This window comes from Ruegeria sp. AWH4_226, assembly GCF_056159225.1.
Window position 1 is genome coordinate 210676 of record NZ_JBSWUU010000002.1, and the last position, 25839, is coordinate 236514.

The following is a 25839-nucleotide window of genomic DNA, read 5'->3' on the forward strand; positions in this document are numbered from 1 at the left end:
ATGATTCCCAATGCACAAAACACCTCGCTTAAACTTGGCTCTGAAATGGTTGAAAGCGCGGCTGAAGTAACGGACCGAACGGCTGATATCGCCGCCCGCATAGCGGATCAATCAGGGATTCAGTGGAACCTCTTGGCCCAATCGGCCGAGCTGCAATCGACGAGGATTGTCGAAACCCATGCCGCGCGGTCGCGGGATTTGATAGAAGGCTTAACCGATGTCTCACACCGTATTGTAAGCTCGGGTTCGGTTTTAGATGATTGGGCGAGATACCTGAAAGATGCCGCACAGCGTGTGGTGCTGACAATGGACGCGCTGCGCGAGCGGGGTGACGTATTTCTGGAGCATGAGGCCAAGGGCTGCCCACCGGTTCTTGTCTACGACTATGAGGTAATTGTCGACGGCCGGACCTTGAATCGCCCTTGTAATTATCAGTTGCTGCGCATCCTGCCACCTGATGGGGTTGAGGTGAACAGCGCGCGCCGTCCCTACGTTATCATCGACCCGCGGGCAGGGCATGGCGGCGGTATCGGCGGCTTTAAATACGACAGTCAGGTTGGGGTCGCCTTATCCAAGGGGCACCCCGTTTATTTCGTAAGCTTCGGACGAGATCCTGTTCCGGGCCAGACGCTTGCTGATGTGATGCATGCCGAGGCCGGGTTTGTCCGCACCGTTCGGGCGCGCCATCCCGACAGCCCTCAGCCTGTTGTGACAGGCAATTGTCAGGGCGGATGGGCTACATTGTTGATGGCGGCCTGCAATCCTGATCTGACCGGGCCGCTGATCTTGAACGGAGCGCCGATCGCCCCTTGGTCGGGCGAAGTGGGCGACAACCCGATGCGCTACATCGCTGGTGTGCTGGGTGGAACGTGGCAGCCGATGTTCTGGTCAGACGTCGGCGGGGGTCAATTCGACGGTGCCAATCTGGTGATGAATTTCGAACAGCTGAACCCTGGCCGGAACTATTTCGGGAAGTATTTTGACCTTTACCGCGATCCAGACGGGGGGCGGAAACGCTTTATCGATTTCGAACGCTGGTGGGGCGGTTACTTCCTTTTGAACGAGGCTGAAATCCACTGGATCGTTGAGCAGTTGTTCGTCGGAAACCGGTTGGTCAAAAACACGGCACAACTGGAGCCCGGGGTGCCTATTGACATCAAGGCAATCAATGGTCCGATTTTCGTTTTTGCCAGCGAGGGCGACAACATCACCCCGCCGCAACAAGCGCTGAACTGGATCGCTGCGACCTATGCGGACGAAGAAGAAATTCGGATACGCGGTCAGCGGATCATCTATATGCTGCATGACGAGGTCGGCCATCTTGGTATCTTCGTGTCGTCCAAAGTTGCGCGCAAGGAGCATACCGAGCTGGCCTCGACCCTCGAAACGGTCGAAGCGATGGCTCCGGGGCTGTATGAGATGGTGATCGAAAACATCGAAGGCGAAGGCCAGAACAAGCGGTTCGAGGTTCGGTTCCATGAGCGGACCATGGATGATCTGGCCTCGCTGGATGACGGCCAGCATGACGAGGCAAGCTTTGCCGCAGTGGCGCATATGTCGGAGGTTCAGGCGAACATCTACGAAACCTTCGGACGTCCCTTGGTTCGGTCTACGTCGACTCCGGTTGGGGCAAATGCCATGCGAAACCTGCATCCCCTCAGGGTTCAGCGGGCCGTGATGTCATCGTCAAACCCAGCGTTGAAGGGTGTTGAACCGTTGGCAAAAGCTGTCCGCGAGCAACGCGCCACAGCCACCCCGGACAACCCGTTTTTTGCCCTTGAAAAGCAGACAGCCGATTGGATTGAGCAGGTGATGGACCTGAACCGCGATCTGCGGGATGCCTGGTGCGAAAACCTGTTCTTCTCTTTTTGGGGAGGTCCGCTGGCTGCCTGGTTCGGTAAGAAAAACGCGGCTACGCGCACTTTGCCAGATCCCAAAACGTTAAAAGCCCTGCCCGAGGTTGAAGCCGCGTTGGCCCATATGAGACAAGGCGGCCTTGCCGCGGCTGTAATCCGCCTTTTGCTTCTGTTGGCCAACAGCAACAAAAGTTTCAAATCTGAGATTCTTCACCGCTGGGCGCATGTGTTCAACAATGAAGCTCCGTTCAAAGATCTTACAGTGCAGCAGCGCCAGTACATGCTGCGTGAACAGACGGTGATTGTTACCTTTGACGAGAAGGGCGCGATGGATACGCTGACAGACCTTTTACCGTCGACCTCGGACAGGCAACAGGCGATTGATTTGCTCAAGCGCGTTCTGGGCGATGTTCCGAACCCGTCCGCCAAGCTTATCGAGATGGCGCGTGCGCTTTACAAGACACTCGATCTTGCTGAGACCCAACAAAATTCTCCCGCTCCGGCGGCTCCTGCATCCGAACCGCAGGGGCGCAGGGCCACAACTCAAAACAAGGCCAAGACAACATGAAGATTAGGGAAAACCGCACTTTCGCGCAGGTGGAGGTCGGAGAGTCCGCGCATTTGACGCGCCTTTGCACGATTGATGATCTCTATGCTTTTGCATCGGCTTCTGGTGATCATAACCCACTTCACCTTGCCAGCTATGACGGTGACGGCGATGGCCGCCCCGAGGCAGTTGCGCCCGCGCTTTGGCCCGCTGGCCTGATCGCCGCGATCCTGGGAAATATCCTGCCAGGTGCGGGAACGCAGACCCGCCGCGTGAACTTGTCTTTTCATATTCCGGTGGTCGCAGGGGACGAAGTGTCGGCAGTTGTCACCGTGGTTGAAAAGCTTGTTGACGGCGATCTGCGCTGCACCGCCGAAGTGCGCCGCATAAGTGACAAGGCCTTGATCCTTAGCGGAGAAGTGCAAGTGACGCCCCCGGCCAAGCATATGGCCTTTGACTCAGTAGAAGTTCCCGGCCTTATCGTCCAGCGCCATCGGCATTTTGATGCGTTGATAGCGAAGGCAGAGCCACTGGAGCCTATGCCAACTGCCGTGGTTGCCCCGGAAGAGCCCAATGCATTGGGCGGTGCTTTGCTGGGCTATTCTAAAAGTATCATTATACCGATCCTTGTGGGCGATCCCAAAAAGATCGCGGCTGCAGCCACCGCTTTGGACGCAGACCTGTCGGGGATCGAAGTGATCGAAGCCAACAGCCACGAAGTTGCCGCGCATAAAGCGGTGGACCTCGTCGTCGAAGGCCGGGCAAAAACACTGATGAAGGGTCATTTGCATACAGATGTCCTGCTGCATGCGGTTCTGCGCCGCGAAAGGGGTCTGCGGACAAGTCGCCGCTTGTCGCATGTGTTTGTTATGGACGTTCCGGGGTTTTCACGACCCATCATGGTGACGGATGCCGCCGTCAACATCGCCCCCGATCTGGAGACAAAAGCCGATATTGTGCAAAACGCCATCCGCCTCGCGCAGTCCATCGGGATTGAAACGCCCAAGGTCGGAGTGCTTTCGGCGGTCGAGACGATCAACCCGCATATGCAATCTTCGGTGGATGCAGCACTGCTTTCAAAAATGGCCGAGCGGGGGCAGATCACTGGCGGAATGGTTGATGGGCCGCTTGCCATGGACAATGCGGTCGATCTGAACGCAGCACGCACAAAGGGCATCACGTCTCAGGTCGCTGGTTCGGCGGATATCCTTGTCGCTCCGAATATCGAGGCGGGGAACATGGTAGCGAAACAGCTTACCTATATGTCACATGCCGAGGCGGCGGGGATCGTCGTCGGCGCCGCTGCGCCGATTATCCTGACGTCACGGGCAGATGACGATGCTTCGCGGCTGGCCTCCTGCGCAGTGGCGGCCCTGCATGCGCAGGCGAACAAGGGCAAAATAAATGGTTGACCATGTTCTGGCATTAAATGCTGGTTCCTCTTCGCTGAAATTCGGATTGTATGAACTGGCCGAGAACAACCTCCCGTGTGTGCGCTGGCATGGTCAGATCGAGCGTCTGGGTGACGCGCCGCGCCTATTGGCGAACTCCACAGATGGGCAGACTATTGATCAGCCGCTGACCAAAACTCAAAGCCATGATGAAGCAATCCGTGCGTTTCTTGATATGGCGCGTGAACAGCTCCCCGATATCAACATCCGTGCTGTGGGCCACAGGGTTGTGCATGGCGGGGCGGTCTATTCCGAACCCGTCATGGTTGATCAGAAGGTTATGGATGTTTTAGCAGGCTTCATTCCCTTTGCACCGCTGCATCAACCCTTCAGCCTTACCGGTATACGTGCAGCCATCGATGCGTTTCCCGGAACAGTGCAGGTGGCGTGTTTCGACACTGCGTTCCACCGCACTCATCCATGGGTAAACGATACTTTTGCCCTACCGCAAAGCTACTATGACAAGGGTGTGCGTCGGTATGGGTTTCACGGCCTTAGCTATGACTATGTCACGCAAAAACTGAAAGAGAGTGCCCCAAGCCTTTACGATGGTCGCGTGGTCATCGCTCATCTGGGCAATGGTGCCTCCATGTGCGCGGTGTCGGGTGGGCGCGCTGTCGCCTCGACTATGGGCTTTTCCGCGCTTGACGGGCTGCCGATGGGCACGCGCAGCGGCCAACTGGACCCGGGCGTCGTCCTCTACATGATGCAGCAGGAAGGCATGAGTGCGGATGAGATCGCCGACACGCTTTACCGCAAGTCCGGATTGCTTGGTCTGTCAGGGCTTTCGTCGGACATGCGCACGTTGCTTGCTGCTGAAACGCCCGAGGCGCGCAGGGCGATCGACTATTACGTATTCCGCATTCGCCGTGAACTTGGGGCCTTGTCCGCTGCTTTGGAAGGATTGGATGCGTTGATTTTCACGGGCGGAATTGGTGAAAACGCAGCCCAGATTCGTCGCAGAGTGTGCGAAGGGATGCGCTGGATCGGAATTGAGATCGACCCGAACAGGAACGCGGATAACGGTACAGTGATTTCGACAGATTTCAGCCGGGTCCGTATTCTTACGATTCCCACAAATGAAGAGATGGTGATCGCTCGCGCAGCGGCACGTATGGTACAATAGGCGTTAGGGATCGGGTTTGTCTTTTTTGCGCTTGGCGAACTTGATCAGTATTCCCAACACGGCACTGATGACATCCGGGGTCAAAATACCAAGTGGATCGCGCCGGATACCCGTTACGGTGTTGCGGGCGTCAGAAAGGGTGTCCTTGATCTCAATTTCGATGTCTTGCAATGCCATATCACGCAGTTCGACTGCCGCTGTCGTATCTGCCTGAGCGTCTTGCATGTTGGCCAACAGGGCCAATACCAAGGCAATCAACAGGTTCACCCCGGCCATGATCAATGCCGCCAATGGCTTGGACAAGCTGGCTGACAGCCAGAAGAAACCGGCCACGTTGAGCATGATGACAGCCAGGCCGACAGCCAGCCCTGCCGCAGCAAAGAACCCGGTCCGCCGTGCGGCCACGGCGATGTGACGTTGGGCTATCAGCCGTTCGGCGCGCAGAATGATCGAGATATTACGGGAAATGCGGCTCATGGTTCAGCTCCTACCGGACCGGCCCAGCAGATAGCCAATCGCGAAAATACCAACGGCAAACAGGATTGGCCTCTTTTGCGGCAGGTCTTCCAGTTCATTCAGCGCTTCTTCTAGCTGCCCGGCCCAGTCGTCGATATTTTCGGCTATCTTGTCGGCCATCGAGCCGTGCGTCTCTGGCTCAGCCGCTTGCTTCGTGGCTGCGGTCTGCTCAGCCAGTTGCCGGCGCAGGTCGGCGACCTCGGCTTCTAGTTCGGCTTTCGTTACCATCCAACCGGTCCTCTCACATCAAGCGTGCCCTCAAGGCCAGGGCATAGGCCCCAGCCTGTTGTTGAGAACCATGATAATGTGTTTTTCCGATTTAAGAAAAGAACCTTAACGCTTTAGCTGAAATAGTCTGCCACCAGAAGGAAATCGGGCGCGACGTCTTCCTCAATTGTCGCGAAGCGCGGGATCGGGTCTTCAAACACATTGTCGGTGCGATCATCATTCACGGTTGAGACCTCGCCAATCAGACAATCGCCTTGTTCCGCCCAGAACGCATGCCAAATGCCGGGCATGAGGGTGACACTTTCACCCGGTTTCAGACGCAGCAATTCACCGGGTCTGATCGTCACCGGACAACCATCGCTGGGTACTATAACTGGAGTGTCGCGGTCGACCCCACCATCAGCGTCTGAGGCATAAATCTCCATCACCAGATCGCCGCCGCCACGGTTGATGATATCTTCGGCCTTTACGATGTGGCGATGCATCGGTGACAATTGTTTGTCCCGAGACACCAGCAGTTTTTCAGCATAGAGCATACCCCGGCCACTGTTCAGATCGTTCACATCGCCGTTTCGCAGGGTGAAAAGGAACAGGCCCAATTCGTCAAAGCGACCTTGCCCATAATCGGTGATGTCCCATCCAAGGCCACGGTCACGAATGCCAGCGGCCTTGTCGCTGCGCATCTGGTCGGCGGACCAGTTTGCAAAGGGTGGCAGGACAGCACCGAATGAGCGGATAAAGGCCTCGGCCTCGGATTTTATAGCGTTGATTTCAGAACGTTTCATTGGACTCTCTCAGCAGTCAAAGCTCGTGCGCCCAGGGCGGGTTCGCCCCGGCGCGGGAAACTGTGATGGCGGCGACGGCTGCGCCCTTGGAAAGCGCGGCGCGCAACGTTTCCGCCTGCAGGGACCGCAAGGCGGTCTTGGTCAGATGGCCGCTGCGATCAAGTTCGGCAAGAACCCCGGCGTTGAATGTGTCACCGGCGCCCACGGTATCGACAACATCTACCGGCTGAACCGGAACCGAGGTTGTGGACCCGTCCGCTATATAGCCGGATGCGCCGTCACTGCCACGCGTCACGATGACTATGGCCGGGCCAGCCTGCAGCAGCAGCGGCACTTTCTCGTCCGTGCCTTCCGGGCCGGGAACAATCCAGTCCAGATCTTCGTCCGAGACCTTGACGATGTCGGCCTGAGCAATCATGCGATTTAAACGGCTGCGATAACGGGTTTGGTCCTTGATGAAATCCGGTCGGATATTTGGGTCTATCATAACGGCCCGATCCGCCGCATGCCGGTTCATCAAAGCTGCATAAGCATCGGCGCAGGGTTCGCACGCAAGGCTGATCCCGCCGAAGTACAAGGCCGATACGGCGGGCAGTTGACCGGGCATATCCTCGGGCGTCAGCATGCGCCCGGCCGAATTCTCGTCCATGAAGCTGTAGGTGGCATGCCCGTCCTTCAGCTGCACAAAAGCCAGAGTGGTGGGCCGATCCGATCGGATCACGTGGCTTGTATCTACATGGCTGTTTTTCAATGCGTGTGCCAATTGGTCCCCGAACATATCGGAGGAGAGACCAGTCAACAGTCCAACCGAAGACCCTAAGCGTCCCAGTGCAATGGCCGTGTTAAAAACAGCGCCGCCGGAATGAGGCACGAACCCGTCATCGCCCGAAACGGTCGGGGTAGCGATCATATCAATCAGGGCTTCGCCGCAGCACAGGATCATGCCGGGTCCTTTCTGCTATTTGTGAGGCAAGTGTTTACTCTAACGTTCAAGCGCACTTTTGCAGAAGTTGTTAGCGCCAACAATGCCAAATTCATCTTGTTCCGATACGTATAAGTTCATCGACCGCCGCAAGTTTGTGAAACGACCACCCGCATTAAAAGCGTCGCGGAACGTATCCTTGAACAACCAACGGTTTTTTTCGGCAACCCCGCCCACAAGGAAGACGCCACCCGTCGGCATCAAGGCCACGGCAAGATCTCCCATCACCGCGCCCAGGTGGGTGGTGAACATATATGCTGCCTTTTCGGCGATTGGATCGGCCTGCATACGGGCATCCTGCAAAATGTCCTTGGCGCTGCGCATGGGTGTTTCCGCATGTCCTGCGGCGATACCGGTGGCCCGGTACAGGATCGGAAGACCCGTGCCGCTGAGGAACATCTCTGCCTCAAGCACCAATGTGTCGTCAAAAAAACAATCCGGCGCGATGTGTCGGGCGGCGCGGAAAATCTCGACCTCATCTTCATGACGGGGTGCCAATCCGACATGGCCACCTTCGCCAGACGCGGTGTGGTAGCGGCCTTCGGAAAATACAAGCGCGCCAACGCCAAGACCGGTGCCCGGACCCACAACCAAACGGGTACCTTGGGGTGGGGTCGGGGCACCTTGCAACACCTCGACATCATCACCGGCGATCTCGGCCACGGACCACGCTGCTGCAGTGAAGTCATTGATCACAAATGTATGCTGCGCTCCGGTGGCCTTGCCGATATCAACCTCGGACAGGTCGAGCTTTGCATTCGTCAGGCTAATCGTCCCGTCTTTTACCGGACCGGCGCCCGCAGCTACGACGGCGCGCGGATTGGTGCCAACCTCATCGCACAGAGTTTGGAAGGCTTCCAGCAATTCGGGCAAATCTCCGGTCGGATACTTGCGCAGGTCTGTCACCTTGCCGTCCGAAATCACAGCCAGCCGCGTATTGGTGCCGCCGATGTCAGCAACAAGGTTCCAATGCGCATGCATAGCGCCAACAGGCTGCGCCAAAGGCAATGAAACAGCGCCACCTGCCAGAACGGTTTTCAGCATTGGAGCAAAGTTATGAGACCCAGCTTTGTCAATGTCGGGCACGGCGCGCGCAAAGTATCCCTTGATCGGAACACCCTTCTCCAATGCGTCGTGCACTGCCGTCAGGTGAAGGTCAATGTCGCGAGTCCAATCGTCATGCTGCAGGTGCAATGAGTTGGCTGTGCGACTATCAAAAACGTAGACCGGCAGATCACGAGTATAGTCCTGTTGGACACACTCAAGGTCGCCTGGTTTGACCTGATCTTGCACGGTGTAGCCTAGCGCGCACCAGTCTAGCGCGGCACCAATTATGCCCAAGTCGTCTTGCCACCCGACGGGCAGGTGGGGTTCTAAATGCTTTAGCAAGGTATCTGGATAGGCCTTTTTGAATATGCAATCCCACAACGGCCGACTGTCATTGATTGGATTGCCGATTTCAGCCCCAAGATTGGTCATGCCAAGTCCACGCATCGCGTTGATGGCATTGCCATGTGCCAGCATCATGTGGTGCATCGTTCGGGTGGCGGAGCGGGCGTCTTGTTGACCGAACATCAGGCTCTCGCCAGCAAACGCGCCCAAACTATGCGGTAGAAAGTTAATGGGTGCGACGCTGAAAATCCGATCGCCAATCCGACTCATGACCAAGTCGGTAAAGTCTGCGAACCACCCGGCGACATCGCGGTTACGCCAACCGCCCACATCCATTAACGCCGCTGGCAGTTCCCCGTGATGGAGCGTGGCGCAAGGGCGAATACCATGCGCCAGCAGCGTGTCGGCCAGGCGGTCGTACACGTCCAGTCCAGCCTCTTTCACAGTGCCACGCCCGTCGGGCAGGACACGAACCCAGTCAATCTGGAACCGAGAACAGTCAAACCCGGCGCGGTGCGCCAGGTCGACATCCTGCGCGCCAGAGGATTTGACACCAAAAAGGAAATCCGAAGGAAAATCAGAACGGTTGTATTTCATCATCAGAACCTGTTTGGACCGGTCGATCTGGCACTTAGCAGGTCAAGTTGCAGCATTCTAGCCGTTAGCGATACCATGTACGAGTTGAGTGACGTTTTCAGTGACTTTTTAACCGCAAAAAGTACGTCGCATGACACTGCGGGCGGAAAGAAATCTTAGCGCCGGGCGCATTCGAGGTTTTCCAAGTTTAATCTGCACAGGTTTAGGCCGCACAGGTATAATCCCATTGGCCGCAGCCTGGCGGAGCACTGAATTTGCACAGGTTTTGACGGGTGCGGCAACAAACTGGACCTATCGAAACTGACAACTGTCACTTTTGCGCTGACAGGGCGGGCACAAAGCTCTAGCGTGCAAACAATCAAAAAAATCCAACAGAGTCCAAATCACGGGAGATGTAAAAATGACTTATCGGAAAACTATTTCCAGACGCTCGGTTCTAAAAGGGGCTGGTGCAGCTGCTTTGGCCGCGCCGCTTTACAGTAAATCTGCGTTGGCCTCCTCGGGTGAGATCAACATCCTGATGTGGTCGGACTACCTGCCGCCGTCATTCATCGAAGAGTTCGAGACCCTGACCGGAATCAAGGTGAACTATACCGGCATCGGGTCCAACGAAGAAATCATCAACAAGATGAAGGCTACAAGCGGTCAGGGTTTTGACATCGTCTCGCCCACCAACAACCGCTCGCTTCAATGGGAGCCGCTGGAACTTCTGCAGCCGTTCGACATGAGCAAGGTTCCGATTGATCTGGTGAACCCGGCGATGGCCGCAATTGGAACGGATGCATGGAACTTTGCCGAGAGCGGTGTTCATTGGCTGCCGCACATCTGGGGCACCGAAGGCATTGCCTATCGGACTGATCTGTGGCTACCGGAAGGTGACGCTCCATCCTATGGTGACGTCTGGTCTGAAGAAAACGCCGGAAGAACCATGGGCCGTGCGCATTCGATGATGCTGGGTGCGGGACTGTTCATGGAGCGTTCGGGTGAGATGGAGCCAGGCTCTGTCTGGGCCGCGTATAACGATGAAGAAACTATGCGCGCGGTCTGGAGCCAGATTACCGACTGGTGCGTGGCACGCAAAGATCGGATCAAGCTGATCTGGAACGACGCTGACACCCAGAAGAATGGGCTGCTGAACGAAGGCGTTGTGGTCGGCCAGACATGGGATGGTCCGCCGCTGGCCTTGAAGTCGGCGGGCGAGCCGGTGCATTACCAAGCGCCCGTTGAAGGCGCGATGGCGTGGGTTGACGGTATGTCAATGCCAACCGGTGCTACCAATATCGACCAGGTCTATGCCTTCATCGACTTCGCATATCAGGCGAAACCGGCCGGTGTGGCGATTGACAGCCACGGCTACAACTCGCCGGTTCTGGGTGCCGACCAGTATTCGGGCGACACCTACAAAAAGAACTTTGCCGAAGCCTATCCGGGCGACTCACTGGCGAACCTCAACCCGTGGCCGGCCGAAGCGCCGTGGTATGCGGAAACCCGGACCGAGTTCGTCAACAAATTCAAAAGCGCCTGATCGCTTTGCAACGATGCCCTCCGCTGCTGCGCGGGGGGCATTTCACCTGCGCGCCGTTTCGGCGTGACGGACACTATTTCGGTGCGGTCCGCCAACGCACCATACGGAGATACCAATTATGAGTGCAGGGGTCGGTGTAGATCTGGAAAACCTGTGGATCCGTTTCGGCGATTTCGTCGCTGTGAGGGATGCCAATGTGAACATAAACGGCGGTGATTTCTTTTCGTTTCTTGGACCCTCGGGATGTGGAAAGACAACGATCCTGCGCGCCGTCTCCGGTTTTCTGAACCCAAGTGAGGGTCGGGTCCTGATCGGCGGTAAAGACATGCAGGGCATCGGGCCTAACAAACGTCCGACTGCACTCATCTTCCAGAATCTCGCGCTGTTCCCGCTGATGAAAGTTTGGGAAAACATCACCTTCTCGATGGAGATCAAAGGGGCAAGTGCCGCGCAACGCCGTAAGCGCGCGGATGAGCTGTTGGACATGATCGCGCTGCCGGGGCAGGGCGACAAGCTACCCAGTGAGCTTTCGGGCGGGCAGCGCCAGCGCGTAGCCATTGCCCGTGCCTTATGCGCTGAACCTGATGTGCTGTTGCTGGACGAACCGCTTTCGGCGCTGGATCTCAAGCTACGCCAGCATATGCGGACGGAACTTCGCGAGATACAACAGCGCGTTGGGATCACCTTTATCTACATCACGCATGACCAGGGTGAGGCGTTGACCATGTCGGACAATATTGCCGTCATGCGGGACGGGGTGATTGATCAGATCGCGACAGGAAAGACTATCTACAATGACCCAAACACGGCCTTTGCGGCATCGTTCGTGGGCGAAAACAATGTGTTTCGGGGTAAGATCAAACAAGTTATGGGCACCGAGGCGATGATCGCGACCAACCGCTCGGGCGATTTGGTGGCGCGAATTTCGACGGCCAATCAAGGCAGGATGAAAGAGGGCGACGATGCAATGCTGTTCATCCGCCCTGAGGCATTGGCAATCGCTCCTGATGGCGCGACCGGAGATCACTATGTAACGGCGCGTGTCAAACACGAAGAGTTCGAAGGAAACGTCTTCAACATCTTCACCCAAGGTGACGGTGGCAAGGAAATCAAGGTGTCAATTCCAAACCACGGCCAGTCCTTTCAGGACCATACCGGGCAAAGGATAACGTTGGAATACGAGACCCAAAATGCGGTTTTGGTTCCAGCGGGTGAGCTGGCCGCGGAATAAGAGGGACTGACGGATGCCCAAATTTCTGAAAGAGTTTTTCAATCGCAACGGCACCGGTATGGGGCTGGCGATCCTGGGTTTGGTCCTGTTCTGGACGATTGGCCTGATCATCCTGCCGCAGCTGTCGATGCTCGATTTCTCATTCCGTCCGAACCTGCCGCCGCCAGAGATTGGCGGGCCAAGGGACGTCTACACGCTCGAGAATTACAAGTACCTGATCTACGGCCCGGAAGGCGGCAGTCAGGACTATAACGCTGTTGATCTCAGGGTCTTTTTCCGCACGTTGATAGCAGCGGTTTGCGTGACGATCTTCAACCTGATTATTTGCTATCCGATTGCCTACTATCTTGGACAATCCAAGGGCAGCCATATCCGCATCTTTGCGATCATGCTGATCATCCCCTATTGGATCAACGAAATCCTGCGCGCTTTCGCCCTGCGGATCATTTTTGGCGAGACCGGCGTGTTGAATACCCTGTTTGTTGGGTTGGGGATATTCGATACGCCGTTCGACTTTATCCGTAACGATATCGCGCTCTACGCGGGTCTGGGATACGCGTATATCCTGCTGATGATCTTCCCGATCTACAACGTGATTGAAAGCCTGGATCATAACCAGATTGAGGCCGCACGGGACCTGGGCGCGCCTTGGTGGCGGATTCACTGGCGCGTGGTCATTCCGTATGCCAAGCCGGGGATCAGTTCAGGCTGTACGATGGTGTTCATGCTCAGCGCCGGAGCGCTGGCCGCACCGCAGATTTTGGGCGGGCCGTCTTCGCTGTGGTTCACGCAACTGATCTATCAACAGTTCAATGACAACAATGACTGGCCGCAAGGGGCTGCCTACGCGATTGTTCTTCTGGTGACCTGTATCCTGTTCGTTCTGGCCGTGATGCGCCTGTTCAAGGTGAACATGGGGGATATCGGGAAATGAACGGGTCCTTCCTTCGTGTCAGCATTTGGGCCTACCTGGTCATCTTTTTCCTGTACCTGTTAGGCCCGCTTGTGATCATGTCGGTTACGGCATTCAACTCTTCGGTCTTTCCAAGGATGACGCCGTGGGAGTGCCTGACTTTCCAGTGGTTTGATGAATTGTTTCGGGATCAGCGCATTCTGAATGGTATCAAAAACTCGTTGATCATTGGTGCCGGGACGGTGGTTCTGTCAGTGGCGATGGGGCTGGCGGGGGCGCTGATGCTGACGCAGATCTGGCCCAAACTGCGGGCCACATACTACACGGTCATCATCGCGCCGATCCTGATACCCGGCGTGGTTCTGGGTATCTCGACACTGGTGTTTTGGGATCGGATCAACCGCATGCTCGGGCTGGGCGCAGACAGTGTATTGTCGAACGGCGTATTCCTGACGGTGATTGGCCAATCCACCTTTATCGCCAGTTATTGCATGCTGGTTTTGGTGGCGCGTCTGCAACGCTACGACGTGGCGCTGACCGAAGCGGCGCTGGACCTTGGCGCGACCCATGCGCAGGCATTCCGGAAAATCCTGCTGCCGTTTATGCGACCCGCTATTGCTTCGGCAGCGGTTCTGGCCTTCCTCGCCTCGTTCGAGAATTACAACACGACCACCTTTACATTTGGTGAGTATCCGACGCTGACCATCGAGCTGGCGCAAAAGGTGCGCTATGGCATCACACCTTCGATCTCGGCACTGGCCTTTATCATCGTAGTCTTGACCGTATTTTTTGCGCTGTTGAACGAGGCCAAACTGAAGCGCCAGGAACTGGTTGCAGCAGCGCGTAGACAAGCGACAGTTGAAGAACTGGCAGGCAAAATCAAGCTGCCAAGCTTTTTTGCCGGCAATGCAGCCGCAGTTTTGGTTGTTGTTTTTGCCGTCGCTACGATCACGGTAGTCGGCACCGCAACCGCCTATGACCCCGCCCAATGCGTTGCTAACGTCCGCGAACAGAAGCGGCTTGAGGCAGAGCAACGCATTCAGGAACTGCGCCAGCAGCGCGAGGAACAGCGCAAACAACGCGAGGAGGAAGAAGCCGAGCAGGGTGGCGCGCAATCCGCCCCGAGGCCGTCGAACAACAGCGGTTTTGGCAATGTATTCGCTCCCAACGCCTTGGGCGGCGACAGTGAGGAAACAGAATCGGAGCCCGACACTCCGCCATCCGGCAACGGCGGGTTCGGCGGCGCCTTTGATCCGAACAGCCTGCAAAATGAGTGACGGAACGGGTCGAAACTCGAAAGAGGCGCGCCCGGAAATCTAACCTTTTTGGGGCGCGTTCTTCTTCAGGATCACGACATCACAGGGCGTAATTTCGTGGTTGTTCCAATTGATTGGCGCGGCGGTGTAGTTTGTCAGGAATACATACTGATCCGTCTCGCGCCGCCGCAACCCTTCGGGCATGGGGTGGATGTCCAATTTGACCTTGGCTGCAGCCATCTCGACGACCCGGTCCCACAGGTGTTCATCAGGAAAACCTGCAAGATACCAAAGCCCATCAGTCCCTTTTAGTGCTGGTGTGCCATCGGTAAACGTCAACAAGTCAGGCGCAGTGCCGGACAAACGATCAATCCAATGCTGGGCGGCACCACCTCCGTCGACAGTTCGATTTACGTTTGGGGGCAGGGTTTCGACAAGATCGACGTTGCAATCCAGCCCTGACAGACCAGGGCGCCCTGCTTTTGGGATTTGGAAGTCTCGCGTAATCGCGCCACTACGAGGGCCAAGAATTGCCAGATCACATCCCTGTAGAAGGCGGTGTTCCAGGTCGCTGTTCAGCGTCGCGAGCCCCGGAGCAAGTATAAGCTTGTATCCGGGTTCCGGGGTGTCTTGTGCGGATAGGAAGTCCACTGAAAGACCCGCCCGCCGCAACGCGCGATAGGCTGAGAAAACCAGCCGGAAATAGTTGAACCCAGCCCCCTGCGGTTGTGTCTGCCACGCCCAATCCGAGGCGTAATCGAACAGAATGGCCACGTCGGCCCGAGTCTGCGTGACCGGACCCAATTGCGCCAGATCATCGGCTGTCTGCCGTACTTCGGACAAGGCGGGGGCGGGTTTGTCGCTCGGCGTCAAAAGTCCGGCATGCATTTGTTCTTGCGCAAATGGTGCCTGCCGCCATCGGAAATAACTGACCACCTCGGCTCCGTGCGCGACGGCCTCAAGCGACCAAAGTCGCACCGCTCCGGGCAGAGGAGCGGGATTGAACGGTGCCCAGTTTACCGGGCCGGGTTGTTGTTCCATCACCCACCAGCGGCCGCGCCCCACGGCGCGGTAGAGGTCGTGGTGAAAGGCCTGCATGTCCGGATCGCCTTGTTGCAGGAACGCAGTTTTATGCGCCTCGTCCGCCTCAAGCCGGTCTGAAAGAAACCCGATCGGATAGCTGTCCCAAGTGGCGATATCCAAGTCTTCGCCCACTTTGAAATGGTCGAAATCCAGTATCCGGCCCATATAGTTGTGCAAAAGCGGCGCGTCGGTCAGAGGCCTCAATACGTCAACTTGCGCTTTGTTAAATGCCGCCACCTGATCCGAGCTGAACCGTCGGAACGCCAGAACATGTGCTGGGTTTGGTTCGGTCACGGTCAGGTTGGGCAGGTCGATCTGGTCGAAACTGCCGTATTCCATCGACCAGAACACGTTGCCCCAAGCTGTGTTCAATGCGTCGATCGAGCCGTATTGGTCCTCTAGCCACTGTTGAAACGCGCGCAGGGCGGCTTGGCTGTAGCTGATCGTTGTGTCGTGGCAGCCATATTCGTTGTCGATCTGCCACGCTGCCACATGCGGGTTACGGCCATAACGCTCGCCCATGATCCGGGCGATCCGGGTGCATTCTTGGATATAGCCCTGATGGCTAAAACAGTAATGCCTGCGCGAGCCGAATTTGCGCGGCTGCCCCTGCGCGTCAACGGCCAGCATATCGGGGTGTTTCTCTAGCAACCAGCGCGGTGGGGTCGCCGTTGGTGTTCCCAGGACAACCTTGAGCCCGGCGGATCCCAAAACCTCGATCGCGCGGTCCAGCCAGTCAAAGCGCAAATCGCCCGGGGTGGGTTCCATCCGGCTCCACGCAAACTCACCGATGCGTACCCAGGTCAGCCCGGTTTCTACCATGCGGGCGGCGTCTTTGGCCCACATCTCTTCGGGCCAGTGTTCGGGATAGTAGCAAACACCAAGTTCAGGTTTCATAAAAGGACTCTGTATTCGGGCAGCCCTTTACCTGCATCAGAGGCGGAAAAGGTCATGCCGTTGGTAGGTTGTTGTGCAAGTGTTTCAGCGTGCAACCCTTCGCGGGCCGACGTGCAAAAAAGCGTTGTCAAATCGTCACCGCCGAAGGCAGGGCACGATGTATGCGCGGCATCAAAAGTCTTGGCGGTTATGAAGCGCCCGGATGGTGTATAGGCTGCTACGCGGTTTGCACCCCATTGCGCGATCCAAATGTTACCTTCGGCATCGACCACGGCACCGTCGGGGTTCAGGCCATCGACCCGAAAATCCAGAAACACCGATCCGTCTTCTTCGGGCCAGCCGGTTTCCGGGTTCAGAGACCGGCGCATGACCTGTTTTGTCACTGTATCGGTGTAGTAAGCGCAGGAGCGGTCCGGCGCAAAACAGATCGCGTTCGGGATCGTGACGCCTGGTACCAACTGCCGCAATTCGCCCTGCCAATACCGATAGATCGCACCGGCGTGGGGCTCCGCCGCTTTGCCCATCGTCCCGATCCAGAACCCGCCCCAGGGGTCAGCGCGCCCGTCGTTCGAGCGGGTAATCGGGTTCTCTGCCTCAAGAGACGCGACAAGGTCTTTTTGACCAGTCCTGAGGCTGAAACGCCACAAACCCGTTTCAGAAGCTATCAGCAGCGTTTCCCGGTCGACCCATCCGGCGGCTGAGACATGTTCGTCAAACTGCCAGTCGCGTGGTTCGCCGCTTTTTTGCGTCATCAGAGTTTTACCGATGATATCGAACCAGAAAAGCTGTTGGCGTTCGGGATGCCACAAAGGACCTTCGCCCAACTCGCAAGGGCGGTTGTCGAAGATGGTGCTCATCCTGCGGCCTCGTCGTAGGCGGCGACGATCTGCGCGGCCCTTGCCGCGACCTCAGATACCGTCATGCCGGGTTTATACAGGGCCGATCCGATGCCGAACCCATCTGCGCTGGCCGCGATCCACTGGCCAAAGTTTTCAGGCCCCGCGCCGCCCACAGCATATACAAGTGCACCCTTGGGCAGCACAGGGCGCAGCGCCGACAGACCTGCCGTGCCGGCCAATGCGCCAGGAAACAGTTTCAGCCCGGAAGCTCCAGCCTTGAGGGCGGCGAAAGCCTCGGTTGGTGTGAAGATGCCGGGCCAGCTTTCCAAGCCCAGCCTGTGAGTGTGTGAAATCACCTCGGGGTCGCAATTTGGCGATACGATGAGTTTACCGCCAACCCCGGCGACGTCGTCCACTTGCCCCGGCGTCAGAACGGTGCCTGCGCCAATCAAGGCGCGGTCGCCGAATTCCTTGGCCAGACGGCCGATGGAGTCCAGCGGATCGGGCGAGTTCAGCGGGACTTCGATCTTGTCGATCCCGGCGTTGATCAGGGCTTGCCCGGTTGCCAACGCAGCCGACGGTGTGAGACCCCGCAGGATGGCAATGATGGGACGGTTCATGCGGTTTGCCTCGTCAGGTTGCGGGCCAGCCGAAGGCCAGCCAATGTGCATTCAGTGCTGTCTGCGGTTTCAACGAACGCGCCTTGGGTTTCTAAGGCTTTGGCGTAAACTCCAGACAGCCCGGCAGCCCCAATGATCGCCAGTTGCTGGCCCAGCCAATAGGGTCGGGTTGCAGCCAGTTCAGCGCCAATCAGAAAACCCGAAAGCTGCGCCCGGGCGATACTACCACCCTGTCCCTTCAGCAGATCGGCGGCGCGCAAGCCAAACAGCCGCGCCGCCAGCTGTTCCGGTTTTGACAACGTGTCAGTCATGGCATCGACAAAGGCTGCATCGTCCCAACCAGTGCCGACTGAGTGTTTCAGCACTGAATGGCCACTGAGAAGGTTGAACATCTCTCCGGTCATGAAGGTACGGAAGCTGACGACTTCTCCGGCGCTGACTTGAACCCACTTGCTATGGGTTCCGGGCAGGCAAATCACACCGTCCCAGTTCGGGCGACTGGCCAGAAATCCTGCGATCTGGGTTTCTTCGCCCCGCATGACATCTGGTGGAGAGGTCTGCTTCAAACCGGGCACGACAAAGGCGCGAATGCGCGCGTCAGTGTTGGGAACGCGAATTGGGGCCACGGGCGTGGGGGCGCAGGGAACCGCCGAATAAGGTGCCTCAACCCAACCCTGCCGCGCGCCCACCATTCCACATGCGATCACATCTATGGGCGCAGTCTCCAACCAGCTTTCGATCAATTCCAACAAGGCGGGCTGGAACTCATCCCTGTCGACGCGGGCCATGCCTTTGTCAGACTGAGCCTGATTAACCACAGTATCGCCCCCCATCGCCCAGACGCGCAGATGTGACGTTCCCCAATCGACAGCGATCCATTCAGAATTCATGTCTCTACCCCGATACGACAACGCCGCCGTCAACCGCCATGCATTGCCCGGTCATTGCCCGGCTGGCGTTGGAGGCCAGGAACAGGGTCGGCGCGATCATATCTTCGGGCGTCAGGTGTTCCTTCAGACATTGGCGGTTCATATGGGCCGCAAGGTCTTCGGGAGTGGCCCACATATCCAACTGTTTCTGGGTCAGAACCCACCCCGGGGCCAGCGCGTTCACACGTATGTTCTTCGGCCCAAGCTCACGCGCAAGGGATCGGGTCATCCCTGTGATCCCGGCATTCGCGGTCGTGTAGATCGGATAGCCGGCATTGCCCATCATGTAGCTGATCGAACTAAAGTTGACGATGGCCCCGCCTTCCCCTTGCATCTGGCGTGCCGCTTCCTGACAGGCGAAGAAATAAGCCTTGAGGTTGACCTCAATCATCCAGTCCCAAAACTCGGGCGTAGTTTCCTCAAGCGAGTGCCGTTGGTCGTTGGCTGCATTGTTGATCAGTACATTCAAGGGACCATGCGCATCAGATGCTTTTTGCATCGTGGAGCGCAGCAATGCGGTATCTGTCATATCGGCCTGCATGAACAACGGTGCGCGACCGTGTTTGTCACGCATTTCCGCGACAAATCCGCTGGCGTCCGAGCGACCGATGAAGGCCACGTTGGCACCTTGGGCCAGAAATCCGTCTGTCAGTGCCGCACCAACGCCTGAGCCGCCACCAGTAATAAAGACAGACGCGCCGTTTAAATCGTGGAAAGTTGCTGGTTGATCCATCAGTGGCTCTCTCTGGTCACAAGGCGGGTGTCTTTGCCGACAAGGAAATCAAGGTCGGCACCCTGATCGGCCTGCAGCACGTGGTCGATATAAAGTTTTGCGTAGCCGCGGGTATAGTGTGGATCGTCCGGTTGCCACGCCGCGCGGCGGGTGTCCAGCTCTGCTTCATCGACCAGCAGTTCCAACTCACCCTTGCTGGCGGACACCCGGATGCGGTCGCCGGTTTTGACCAGTGCCAGCGTTCCCCCGGCCTGAGCCTCGGGGCTGACATGAAGGATCACAGTGCCAAAGGCTGTGCCGGACATGCGTGCATCCGAAACTCGGATCATGTCGCGCACACCCTCTTTCACAAGCTTTGCGGGAATTGGCATGTTGCCAACTTCCGGCATGCCAGGATAGCCTTTGGGCCCGCAGCCCTTGAGCACCAGAATAGTGTCTGCCGTCACTGGCAGATCATCCCGGTCTATGTTGGCTTTCAGGTCTTCAATATTCTCAAAGACATAGGCGTCTGCCTCGGTTTCCAACAGTGCGTCCGTCGCGGCCGAGGGTTTTACGATGGCACCATTGGGTGCGAGATTTCCGCGCAAGACGCGCAGACCTGCCGCAGGTTTCACCGGATCATCGAAAGGACGGATCACGTCGCGGTTGAAGCATTCAGCGCCCTCGTAATGGGCCGAGATATCCTTGTTCAGGACGGTCTTGGCAGGGCGAAGGAAGGATTTCAGCTCATTCAGAACCACGGGCACACCACCCGCGTAGCAGAAATCTTCCATCAGGTATTTGCCCGAAGGCATGCAGTTCACCAGCAGGGGTATTTCCGACCCGATCTCAAAATCCTTGAGCGTCAGATCAACACCCACGCGACCAGCCAAAGCCAGCAAGTGAACAACGGCGTTGGTTGATCCGCCCACGGCGGCATTGGTGAGGATGGCATTTTCGAAGGCTTTTTTGGTCAAAATGTCCGACGGCTTCAGGTCTTCATCCACCATTTCAACGATCCGCTTCCCGGTCAGATGCGCCAGAGCCATGCGACGGGCGTCGACGGCCGGAAGGGCGGCGTTGGTGGGCAGGCTCATCCCCATCGCTTCGACCAGTGAGGCCATGGTTGATGCGGTGCCCATGGTCATGCAAACACCCGCGCTGCGCGACATGCCGGATTCGGCGTTCATGAAATCCTTCAGCGTCATTTCTCCGGCGCGGACAGCTTCGGAGAATTTCCAGACATCTGTGCCCGACCCGATATCCTTGCCGCGATACTTGCCGTTCAGCATAGGGCCGGAACTGACAACGATCGACGGCAGATCGACCGAGGCCGCGCCCATCAACTGTCCCGGCGTGGTCTTGTCACAACCGCCCAATAGAACAACGCCGTCGATGCCATAGGCGCGGATCGATTCCTCAACATCCATTGCCAGAAGGTTGCGGAACAGCATGGCGGTGGGCTTCATCTGGGTTTCACCCAGAGACATCACCGGAAACTCAACCGGGAAACCGCCTGCCTCCCAAACGCCGCGTTTGACGCCCTCGGCCAGATCGCGCAGGCCCGAGTTGCAGGGTGTCAGCTCGGACCATGTATTGCAGATGCCGATGATCGGGCGCCCGTCAAAGGCGTGATCGGGAAAGCCTTGGTTCTTCATCCACGACCGGTGAATGAACCCGTCTTTGTCGAGTTTTCCGTACCAATGTTGCGAGCGGCGTTTCTTTGTCATTTTTGTCAGCCTTATAGTCTTTAGTTCAGGCGGCCTTAGCGGGTTTGCACCAATCCGGGAGCCAGTCGGCATGCGCGATCAACAGGTCATCGACAAGGCTGCGGATTTGGCGCAGGTCAAGTTCGGCGGCTGTGTGCGGGTCCATCATGGCGGCGTGATAGATGTATTCCGGGTTCTGGTCGACCAATGCTCGCACGGTAAGCTCTTGCACATTGATCTGGCTCCGCATCAACGCGATCAGTTGCGGCGGAGTGTCAGTAACGATCGAAGGCTGCACGCCGTTGCCGTCGACCAGACAAGGGGTTTCAACGACGGCCCCCAACGGCAGTTGCGGTATCTGGCCGGTGTTGGGCAGGTTTCCGTAGGCTACGTAAGGCGTATTGGTGACTATGGCGTTCATCAGGTCTGCGGCGAATTCGTGACTGCGGATTACCTCGATGTTTCGGCCATCCGTCAGGGTCTTGGCCTGTTCTTTCCAATTTGCAACCTGTTCCACGCATCGGGTGGGGTACTCATCCAGCGGGATGGAAAACTGCTTAATCAGGTCTTCTCGCCCATCTTTGATGAACCACGGCACATATTCGGCCAAATGCTCGGAACTTTCGGTGCAAAAATACCCCAGGTGATCCATCACCTCGTACCGAACCTTGTTCGGACAACGGGGCATCAGCAGAGGCGCCTTGGGGATTTGGCCATTTGCGTACCCATGCCGTAAGGCGGGATACAGGTCGCGGCCCTGATGTTCCAGCCGCAGGAAAAAGGCGACATGATTGACGCCCGCGACCTTGTAGCGGATTTCGTCTTTCGGCAGGTCGAGGTCATGCGCCAGTTCTTCGACCGTGTTTTGTACCGAGTGGCATAGACCGACCTGTTTCAGCGCCGGGAATTGCTCGGCCAGCGCCCATGTGTTGATGGCCATCGGGTTCACGTATTGCAGCAGGGTCGCGTTTGGGCAAAGCTGCATCATGTCCCGCGCTACATCCCACAACACCGGAACCGTGCGCAGCCCGCGCATGATGCCGCCGACGCCAAGCGTGTCGGCGATGGTCTGACGCAGGCCGTACTGTTTAGGGATCTCAAAGTCGGTCACAGTACACGGCTCATACCCGCCGATCTGGAACGCGGTGATAACAAAATCTGCCCCGTCCAAGGCGGCCCGCCGATCTGTATGGGTCGAAACAGACGCACCCGAGCCGACCGAGCGGATCATGGCGCGGGCAACCGCTTCGCTTTCGGCCAGACGCTCGGGATCAATGTCCATCAGCGCGAAGTGGCTGTCGCACAGCGCTGGTGTCAGCAGCGCATCGCCCACGATATTCTGCATAAAAATGGTGGAACCGGCACCAATAAAGGTGATCTTTGTCATGTTGCAAACCCTAGGCTTGACGTCATTTCACCGCTCCAAGTGTCAGGCCGGCGATAAAGTGTTTTTGCATCAGGAAGAACATCGCCACCGGCGGAAGGGCCGCGACGATCGAGCCCGCGCTCATCAACTGATAGGCGGCTCTGAACTGCGCGTTAAAGCTGGTGATCCCCGCGGTGACAGGTTGGCTTTCTGCGCCTTGGGTCAGCACGACAGCCCAGAAATAGTCGTTCCAAATGAAGGTGAAGATCAGCACGCTCAGCGCCGCGATGGCGGGTTTCATGAGCGGCAGAACCACGTACCAGAAGATGCGCCATTCGCTGATGCCTTCGACCCGCGCGGCCTCGATCAACTCAAACGGAAGCGCGCGGATAAAGTTGCGCATGAAAAGCGTGCAGAAGCCCGTCTGGAAGGCGATGTGGAACAGAACAAGCCCGGTTTTGGTGTTGTAGAGCCCCAATTGCAGGGTGAGGTCGCGGACGGGAACCATCAGGATTTGGAACGGGACAAAATTGCCCGCGACGAACATGAAGAAGATCCAGAGGTTTGAGCGGAATTTATATATCCCAAGCGCAAAGCCGGTCATGCAGCTGAGTGCAACAGCGCCGATCACTGTTGGGATCGTGATCATGAACGAGTTCAACAGATAGCGCGGCATGTCCGAGTTGAAGAACACCTGCCCGTAGTTGAATGCGCCCTCAAAGCTGGACGGCATCCCCCAGTAGTTGGCATTGGTGAAGTCAGCGGCCGGTTTGACCGAGAACAGCGCGACGGCCAATAGCGGACCCAACCATAGCAGCAGCGCCAGAGGCAGCATCGCCTGGTACGTGATCTGTGCCGCGCGGGGTTGTTTTTCGATGGGTTTGGGAAACATCTCAGTGCCCCCTTTCTTCGCGGTACATCGACCACAGGAAATAGGCGATGAAGCACAGCATGATCAGGAACAGCACCACGGCGATGGCCGCGCCATAGCCCATGCGGAAACCGTATTCAGACAGTGCAACTTCGAACATGTAATAGGCCAGCACGCGGGATGACCCGAACGGGCCGCCTTGGGTCATGATGGAAATCAGGTCAAAAGAACGCAGCGCTCCGATGATCGTAACAACGAAGGCGATGAAGGTGGCGGGGCGAAGTTGGGGCAAGATGATATGCCACAGCATTCGAAACCCCTTTGCGCCGTCAAGACGCCCGGCCTCAATCTGTTCCGGGTCTACGGCGTTCAAGCCGGTGAGGTAGAGGATCATGCAGTAGGCTGTCTGAGGCCACAGACCGGCAAAGATGATGCCGTAGGTCACGAACCGTTCGTCGCCCAGCACGTTCAGCGGACCGAGGCCGAAAAGGCCAAGAAATTCATTCAGCAGGCCAAAGGTCGGATCATAAAACCAGGTAAATACAAGGCCCACAACAACCTGAGAGATGACGAATGGAAAGAAAAACAGAGATTTATACAGCCGAATACCCCAGACTGTCTGGTTGAGGAATAGGGCAATGAAAAGACCCCCTGGAATTGCCGCAAGATACAAAAGCAACCAGATCAGGTTGTTTTTTAGCGAAGTGTAAAAGGCATCCCGGTCGACCCATTCCCAGTAGAGGTCTTCGTAGTTTCGAAACCCCACATACTCGGCCGCACCAAGCCCATCCCATTCGTAGAGAGACAGGTTGAAAGACTGAAACACCGGAATGATCACATAGACCATGAAGAATAGCAGACCGGGGGCCAGAAATAGCCACGGTGCGATGCGCTGTTGGTTTTTGTGGAACCAGCTTTCCTGATCTGAGACGTCGACGACAGACATGCGGATACTCGGGGATTTGGTATATGGGGTAAGGCGGGCTGTACCCGCCTTACGCTTGACAAGGTGCAGGCCGGGCTTTGTCCCGGCCTGACCGGATCAGTTTTCGTAGATGCGTTCGCGGGCGCGTTCCAGTTTTGCAAGAATGCGATCTACGTTGTCAGGCTTGACCATGAACTCCTGGAAGCCTTCCATCGACACTTTGGCCATTTCTGCGGGTGCGTCGCGATCCCAGAACTGGGCGACTCCGCCGGGGCTGTTGGACGACAACATCGCAAATCCCTGCTGAAGGAACTTGTCATCATCAACCGCCGACTGGGCGTTCACGGGCAATTGGCCGAGGTTCGCGCCATTGTTGATCTCGGTCTGTTCGTCGGCCGAGACTACGAAACGCAAGAACTCGCGCGCGGCGTCTTTGTTCGACGCGTTGGCCGGGATGTGGAACGTATCGGTCGGCGCGTCTTCGGCCAGCTCCACATCAGGGTTGATCGAAACAAACTGGTAGAAATCCAGTTGATCGTCGGTCAAACCCGCCTCGCGCAGGGGGGCGACAGCGAAGTTACCCATCAGGTACGCAGCGGCATCGCCGTTGACCATGAAGGGCAGGGCCTCCTGCCAGCTATAGGTCTGGTGGTTGTCGATGAATGCGCCCATGTCGATCAACTGTTTCCAATTGGCGAAGGTCTGTTTGACCCGTTCATCTTCCCAACTGACCTCACCGTTTGCGAGTTGGTTGTGGAACTCGAACCCGTTGGTGCGCATGTTGAGGTAGTCGAACCAGCCACCGGCGGTCCAAAGAAACTTGGTGCCAATGGTATAGCAAGCGCGGCCCGAGTCGACGATCTTCTGGCAGTTTGCCAGTTCCTCTTCCCAGGTCGTAGGTTCGGTCAGGCCCAGTTCGTCAAAGATGTCTTTGCGGTAGTAAACACCCCACTGGTAATACGTATAGGGAACACCCCACTGCTTGCCGTCGATCGTCAGTGCGCCCTTGGTGGAGGCTAGGTTGTCAGCAATCTCGGGCTCGGCCCACAGGTCAGATACGTCTTCGAACAGGCCAGCCTCGACATAGGGCTTCATGCGGTTGGCCGCATACCATGTGGCAACGTCCGGTGTGTCTGCGGTCAGGAAGTTTCGAATTTGCGTCTTGTAAGCTTCGCGGTCGATGACCGTGGTTTCGATCTCCAACCCTGGATGTTGTTCCGCGAACCGCTCGATCATCGCTTCCATCGTCGCGCGCGGCGCCGGGTTCGATGTGTCGAGGAAGATTCGCAGCTTGCCGGTCAGTTCGGCTGCAACAGGTGCAGCCAGTGCCACACTGGCAGCCAGCGCGGCCGCTGTGCGCTTGAACATGGAATGCATGGTGTCCTCCCTTAGATTCCATTTAGTTCCATTTATTGAAACCATGTTTTATATATTGAAAACTACACATCAACTCGGTTAGTCTTGTCAAGACCTTCGTGACGAA

General features: G+C 57.1%; 22 protein-coding genes. 7 read left to right on the top strand and 15 right to left on the bottom strand.

Annotation, left to right across the window (positions count from 1 at the left end):
- The 3 genes from ACXAET_RS16415 to ACXAET_RS16425 are packed head-to-tail and all read left to right on the top strand — an operon-like array spanning nucleotide 1 to nucleotide 4980.
- Entirely contained in the window at nucleotides 1–2424 is a 2424-nt protein-coding gene (locus ACXAET_RS16415) for a DUF3141 domain-containing protein (protein WP_475187547.1), read from the top strand.
- A complete protein-coding gene (locus tag ACXAET_RS16420; RefSeq protein ID WP_475187550.1) occupies nucleotides 2421–3815 on the top strand; it encodes a bifunctional enoyl-CoA hydratase/phosphate acetyltransferase in 1395 nt (464 codons plus the stop codon). The genes ACXAET_RS16415 and ACXAET_RS16420 overlap by 4 nt, the downstream gene beginning before the upstream one ends.
- Nucleotides 3808–4980, top strand: coding sequence for an acetate/propionate family kinase (locus ACXAET_RS16425; protein WP_475187551.1), 1173 nt, complete (start codon nucleotides 3808–3810; stop codon nucleotides 4978–4980). Before ACXAET_RS16420 ends, ACXAET_RS16425 begins: the two co-directional genes overlap by 8 nt.
- Before the next feature lie 3 nt (nucleotides 4981–4983).
- Here ACXAET_RS16425 and ACXAET_RS16430 read toward each other — a convergent pair whose 3' ends face one another.
- The 5 genes from ACXAET_RS16430 to ACXAET_RS16450 all read right to left on the bottom strand — a co-directional run bounded on the left by ACXAET_RS16430 (nucleotide 4984) and on the right by ACXAET_RS16450 (nucleotide 9483).
- The gene (locus ACXAET_RS16430) at nucleotides 4984–5457 is read right to left on the bottom strand and encodes a phage holin family protein (protein ID WP_475187553.1); all 474 of its coding nucleotides are present in this window, start codon (nucleotides 5455–5457) and stop codon (nucleotides 4984–4986) included.
- Nucleotides 5458–5460: 3 nt separating this feature from the next.
- Nucleotides 5461–5724 (bottom strand): hypothetical protein, encoded by a 264-nt coding sequence (locus tag ACXAET_RS16435; protein ID WP_475187555.1) that lies wholly within the window; start codon nucleotides 5722–5724, stop codon nucleotides 5461–5463.
- 113 nt (nucleotides 5725–5837) lie between these two features.
- On the bottom strand, nucleotides 5838–6509 hold the full coding sequence (locus ACXAET_RS16440) for a D-lyxose/D-mannose family sugar isomerase (protein WP_475187558.1): 672 nt from the start codon (nucleotides 6507–6509) through the stop codon (nucleotides 5838–5840).
- Nucleotides 6510–6525: 16 nt separating this feature from the next.
- Complete coding sequence (locus tag ACXAET_RS16445; protein ID WP_475187561.1) at nucleotides 6526–7452, bottom strand: carbohydrate kinase family protein; 927 nt, start codon at nucleotides 7450–7452, stop codon at nucleotides 6526–6528.
- Between the two features lie 39 nt (nucleotides 7453–7491).
- Nucleotides 7492–9483 carry a family 1 glycosylhydrolase gene (locus tag ACXAET_RS16450; RefSeq protein WP_475187562.1) on the bottom strand — a complete coding sequence of 664 codons (1992 nt, stop codon included), beginning with the start codon at nucleotides 9481–9483 and terminating at the stop codon, nucleotides 7492–7494.
- Nucleotides 9484–9880: 397 nt separating this feature from the next.
- Here ACXAET_RS16450 and ACXAET_RS16455 point away from each other — a divergent pair, with 397 nt between their 5' ends.
- From ACXAET_RS16455 to ACXAET_RS16470, 4 genes are all read left to right on the top strand, one after another.
- Nucleotides 9881–11005, top strand: a complete 1125-nt coding sequence (locus ACXAET_RS16455) for an extracellular solute-binding protein (RefSeq protein ID WP_475187564.1) — start codon at nucleotides 9881–9883, stop codon at nucleotides 11003–11005.
- A gap of 118 nt (nucleotides 11006–11123) precedes the next feature.
- Complete coding sequence (locus ACXAET_RS16460) at nucleotides 11124–12236, top strand: ABC transporter ATP-binding protein (RefSeq protein WP_475187567.1); 1113 nt, start codon at nucleotides 11124–11126, stop codon at nucleotides 12234–12236.
- 13 nt (nucleotides 12237–12249) lie between these two features.
- The gene (locus ACXAET_RS16465) at nucleotides 12250–13170 is read left to right on the top strand and encodes an ABC transporter permease (protein WP_475187569.1); all 921 of its coding nucleotides are present in this window, start codon (nucleotides 12250–12252) and stop codon (nucleotides 13168–13170) included.
- A complete protein-coding gene (locus tag ACXAET_RS16470) occupies nucleotides 13167–14426 on the top strand; it encodes an ABC transporter permease (protein WP_475187571.1) in 1260 nt (419 codons plus the stop codon). The genes ACXAET_RS16465 and ACXAET_RS16470 overlap by 4 nt, the downstream gene beginning before the upstream one ends.
- A gap of 39 nt (nucleotides 14427–14465) precedes the next feature.
- Here ACXAET_RS16470 and ACXAET_RS16475 read toward each other — a convergent pair whose 3' ends face one another.
- From ACXAET_RS16475 to ACXAET_RS16520, 10 genes are all read right to left on the bottom strand, one after another.
- A complete protein-coding gene (locus ACXAET_RS16475) occupies nucleotides 14466–16385 on the bottom strand; it encodes a beta-galactosidase (RefSeq protein WP_475187573.1) in 1920 nt (639 codons plus the stop codon).
- Nucleotides 16382–17242, bottom strand: coding sequence for an SMP-30/gluconolactonase/LRE family protein (locus ACXAET_RS16480; protein ID WP_475187574.1), 861 nt, complete (start codon nucleotides 17240–17242; stop codon nucleotides 16382–16384). Before ACXAET_RS16480 ends, ACXAET_RS16475 begins: the two co-directional genes overlap by 4 nt.
- Nucleotides 17239–17844, bottom strand: a complete 606-nt coding sequence (locus ACXAET_RS16485) for a 2-dehydro-3-deoxy-6-phosphogalactonate aldolase (RefSeq protein WP_475187577.1) — start codon at nucleotides 17842–17844, stop codon at nucleotides 17239–17241. Before ACXAET_RS16485 ends, ACXAET_RS16480 begins: the two co-directional genes overlap by 4 nt.
- Complete coding sequence (locus ACXAET_RS16490) at nucleotides 17841–18734, bottom strand: 2-dehydro-3-deoxygalactonokinase (RefSeq protein WP_475187579.1); 894 nt, start codon at nucleotides 18732–18734, stop codon at nucleotides 17841–17843. The genes ACXAET_RS16485 and ACXAET_RS16490 overlap by 4 nt, the downstream gene beginning before the upstream one ends.
- Nucleotides 18735–18738: 4 nt before the next feature.
- A complete protein-coding gene (locus ACXAET_RS16495) occupies nucleotides 18739–19506 on the bottom strand; it encodes an SDR family NAD(P)-dependent oxidoreductase (protein ID WP_475187581.1) in 768 nt (255 codons plus the stop codon).
- On the bottom strand, nucleotides 19506–21215 hold the full coding sequence (locus ACXAET_RS16500) for an IlvD/Edd family dehydratase (protein ID WP_475187583.1): 1710 nt from the start codon (nucleotides 21213–21215) through the stop codon (nucleotides 19506–19508). Before ACXAET_RS16500 ends, ACXAET_RS16495 begins: the two co-directional genes overlap by 1 nt.
- Before the next feature lie 25 nt (nucleotides 21216–21240).
- Nucleotides 21241–22581, bottom strand: coding sequence for an alpha-galactosidase (gene melA, locus ACXAET_RS16505; protein ID WP_475187585.1), 1341 nt, complete (start codon nucleotides 22579–22581; stop codon nucleotides 21241–21243).
- Nucleotides 22582–22603: 22 nt separating this feature from the next.
- Nucleotides 22604–23452, bottom strand: a complete 849-nt coding sequence (locus ACXAET_RS16510) for a carbohydrate ABC transporter permease (RefSeq protein WP_475187586.1) — start codon at nucleotides 23450–23452, stop codon at nucleotides 22604–22606.
- A 1-nt stretch (nucleotide 23453) separates the two neighbouring features.
- Entirely contained in the window at nucleotides 23454–24377 is a 924-nt protein-coding gene (locus tag ACXAET_RS16515; RefSeq protein ID WP_475187587.1) for a carbohydrate ABC transporter permease, read from the bottom strand.
- 96 nt (nucleotides 24378–24473) lie between these two features.
- The gene (locus tag ACXAET_RS16520) at nucleotides 24474–25733 is read right to left on the bottom strand and encodes an ABC transporter substrate-binding protein (RefSeq protein ID WP_475187589.1); all 1260 of its coding nucleotides are present in this window, start codon (nucleotides 25731–25733) and stop codon (nucleotides 24474–24476) included.
- Nucleotides 25734–25839 lie beyond the last annotated feature (106 nt).

Coding starts and splice junctions, on each gene's coding strand:
- melA (WP_475187585.1), bottom strand. CDS start 22,581: ATGACAAAGATCACCTTTATTGGTGCCGGTTCCACCATTTTTATGCAG.
- ACXAET_RS16455 (WP_475187564.1), top strand. CDS start 9,881: ATGACTTATCGGAAAACTATTTCCAGACGCTCGGTTCTAAAAGGGGCT.
- ACXAET_RS16485 (WP_475187577.1), bottom strand. CDS start 17,844: ATGAACCGTCCCATCATTGCCATCCTGCGGGGTCTCACACCGTCGGCT.
- ACXAET_RS16440 (WP_475187558.1), bottom strand. CDS start 6,509: ATGAAACGTTCTGAAATCAACGCTATAAAATCCGAGGCCGAGGCCTTT.
- ACXAET_RS16435 (WP_475187555.1), bottom strand. CDS start 5,724: ATGGTAACGAAAGCCGAACTAGAAGCCGAGGTCGCCGACCTGCGCCGG.
- ACXAET_RS16495 (WP_475187581.1), bottom strand. CDS start 19,506: ATGGATCAACCAGCAACTTTCCACGATTTAAACGGCGCGTCTGTCTTT.
- ACXAET_RS16520 (WP_475187589.1), bottom strand. CDS start 25,733: ATGCATTCCATGTTCAAGCGCACAGCGGCCGCGCTGGCTGCCAGTGTG.
- ACXAET_RS16425 (WP_475187551.1), top strand. CDS start 3,808: ATGGTTGACCATGTTCTGGCATTAAATGCTGGTTCCTCTTCGCTGAAA.
- ACXAET_RS16475 (WP_475187573.1), bottom strand. CDS start 16,385: ATGAAACCTGAACTTGGTGTTTGCTACTATCCCGAACACTGGCCCGAA.
- ACXAET_RS16465 (WP_475187569.1), top strand. CDS start 12,250: ATGCCCAAATTTCTGAAAGAGTTTTTCAATCGCAACGGCACCGGTATG.
- ACXAET_RS16450 (WP_475187562.1), bottom strand. CDS start 9,483: ATGATGAAATACAACCGTTCTGATTTTCCTTCGGATTTCCTTTTTGGT.
- ACXAET_RS16460 (WP_475187567.1), top strand. CDS start 11,124: ATGAGTGCAGGGGTCGGTGTAGATCTGGAAAACCTGTGGATCCGTTTC.
- ACXAET_RS16480 (WP_475187574.1), bottom strand. CDS start 17,242: ATGAGCACCATCTTCGACAACCGCCCTTGCGAGTTGGGCGAAGGTCCT.
- ACXAET_RS16515 (WP_475187587.1), bottom strand. CDS start 24,377: ATGTCTGTCGTCGACGTCTCAGATCAGGAAAGCTGGTTCCACAAAAAC.
- ACXAET_RS16470 (WP_475187571.1), top strand. CDS start 13,167: ATGAACGGGTCCTTCCTTCGTGTCAGCATTTGGGCCTACCTGGTCATC.
- ACXAET_RS16415 (WP_475187547.1), top strand. CDS start 1: ATGATTCCCAATGCACAAAACACCTCGCTTAAACTTGGCTCTGAAATG.
- ACXAET_RS16420 (WP_475187550.1), top strand. CDS start 2,421: ATGAAGATTAGGGAAAACCGCACTTTCGCGCAGGTGGAGGTCGGAGAG.
- ACXAET_RS16510 (WP_475187586.1), bottom strand. CDS start 23,452: ATGTTTCCCAAACCCATCGAAAAACAACCCCGCGCGGCACAGATCACG.
- ACXAET_RS16430 (WP_475187553.1), bottom strand. CDS start 5,457: ATGAGCCGCATTTCCCGTAATATCTCGATCATTCTGCGCGCCGAACGG.
- ACXAET_RS16490 (WP_475187579.1), bottom strand. CDS start 18,734: ATGAATTCTGAATGGATCGCTGTCGATTGGGGAACGTCACATCTGCGC.
- ACXAET_RS16500 (WP_475187583.1), bottom strand. CDS start 21,215: ATGACAAAGAAACGCCGCTCGCAACATTGGTACGGAAAACTCGACAAA.
- ACXAET_RS16445 (WP_475187561.1), bottom strand. CDS start 7,452: ATGATCCTGTGCTGCGGCGAAGCCCTGATTGATATGATCGCTACCCCG.